The sequence below is a fragment of the Roseateles sp. P5_E11 genome, from assembly GCF_054049355.1.
The window spans coordinates 1-916 of sequence record NZ_JBFUMO010001087.1; the positions used below are offsets into that span (position 1 = coordinate 1).

Below are 916 nucleotides of genomic sequence, written 5' to 3' on the forward strand. Positions count from 1 at the left end.
GGCCATGTTCTGGCCGACGCTCATGTGCGGGTAGAGGGCGTAGTTCTGGAACACCATGGCGATGTCACGGTCCGCCGGCTCGACGTTGTTGACGACCCGAGAGCCGATGGCGATCTCGCCCTCGCTGACCTCCTCCAACCCCGCCACCATGCGCAGCAGCGTGGACTTGCCGCAGCCCGAGGGGCCGACGATGACGACGAACTCGCCGTCGTGGACCTCGGCATCCACGCCGTGGATGACCTGCACCGCCTTGGCGCCGTGGCCATAGCGTTTGAAGAGTTTGCGGATGGAGATGGCAGCCATTTATTTCTCTGTATCTACCAAACCTTTAACGAACCAGCGCTGCATCAGGATCACGACCAGCGCGGGCGGGATCATGGCGAGCAGGGCCGTGGCCATGACGAGGTTCCAGTCGTTGGCCGCCTCGCCGCCGCTGATCATGCGTTTGATGCCGATGACCACGGGGTACATGGACTCGTCGGTGGTCACCAGCAGCGGCCAGAGGTACTGGTTCCAGCCGTAGATGAACTGGATGACGAAGAGGGCGGCGATGCTGGTGGTGGACAGCGGCAGCAGCACGTCCTTGAAGAAGCGCAGCGGCGAGGCGCCGTCGATGCGCGAGGCTTCCACCAACTCGTCGGGCACCGTCAGGAAAAACTGGCGGAACAAAAAGGTGGCCGTGGCCGACGCAATCAGCGGCACGGTCAGGCCGGCATAGCTGTTGAGCATGTGCAGGTCGGCCACCACCTGGTAGGTGGGCCCGATGCGCACTTCCACCGGCAGCATCAGCGTCACGAAGATGGCCCAGAAGAACAGCTGGCGCAGCGGGAAGCGGAAGTAGACGATGGCAAAGGCCGACAGCAGCGAGATGGCGATCTTGCCGACGGCAATCACCATGGCCGTCACGAAGCTCACC

The 916-nt window shown here is 63.3% G+C and carries 2 protein-coding genes; both read right to left on the bottom strand.

The genetic code is table 11. The features are described 5' to 3' along the window. Positions 1-303, bottom strand: a 303-nt coding sequence (locus ACXJKR_RS33600) for an ATP-binding cassette domain-containing protein (RefSeq protein ID WP_457326552.1), incomplete at its 3' end; no start/stop codon positions are given. Beyond that, positions 304-916: sn-glycerol-3-phosphate ABC transporter permease UgpE (gene ugpE, locus ACXJKR_RS33605; RefSeq protein ID WP_457326553.1), on the bottom strand; the 613-nt coding region annotated here is incomplete at its 5' end.